This is a genomic window from Staphylococcus croceilyticus, from assembly GCF_002902575.1.
Classification (GTDB): Bacteria; Bacillota; Bacilli; order Staphylococcales; family Staphylococcaceae; genus Staphylococcus; species Staphylococcus croceilyticus.
This window is the reverse complement of sequence record NZ_PPRD01000076.1, coordinates 1-465: the sequence shown is the minus strand read 5'-3', so window position 1 is coordinate 465 and position 465 is coordinate 1. Positions and strand designations below refer to the sequence as shown.

The window sequence follows — 465 nt, the reverse complement described above, 5'->3', positions numbered from 1 at the left end:
GAGGCTGGGACATAATTCCTAGCAAAAATGCCAGTAAATGAGTTTTTTATAAATTCATTTACTGGCTTCTTTATTTACAATACTTCGTATTGTTGGCTCGCTTTCTTAGGGGACAGCTTCAGCCTGTAGTCTTCAGCTTGTCCTGTTCCCTCAAGAGTCTCGCCAAAACACTTAGTATTTATATGTAATTTTACATTGAAATACTTTAAAAAAATAAGGCACTTTCGTATAATTTAATAAATACCACTAAACTAAATTAACGAGGTGCCTTATGTATAAAGATTATAACATGACTCAACTTACTCTACCAATGGAAACTTCAGTTCTTATCCCCACAAATGATATGTCACGACATGTAAATGATATTGTTGAAACAATTCCTGAGAATGAATTCGATGAATTCAGACACCATCGTGGTGCGACATCATATCATCCAAAAATGATGTTGAAAGTAATTCTATATGC

At 33.8% G+C, this 465-nt stretch carries 1 protein-coding gene; it reads left to right on the top strand.

Annotated elements, in window-relative coordinates; all coding sequences use genetic code 11:
• Positions 1 to 271: 271 nt before the first annotated feature.
• Positions 272 to 465: transposase (locus tag CD128_RS09085; RefSeq protein ID WP_462803923.1), on the top strand; the 194-nt coding region annotated here is incomplete at its 3' end.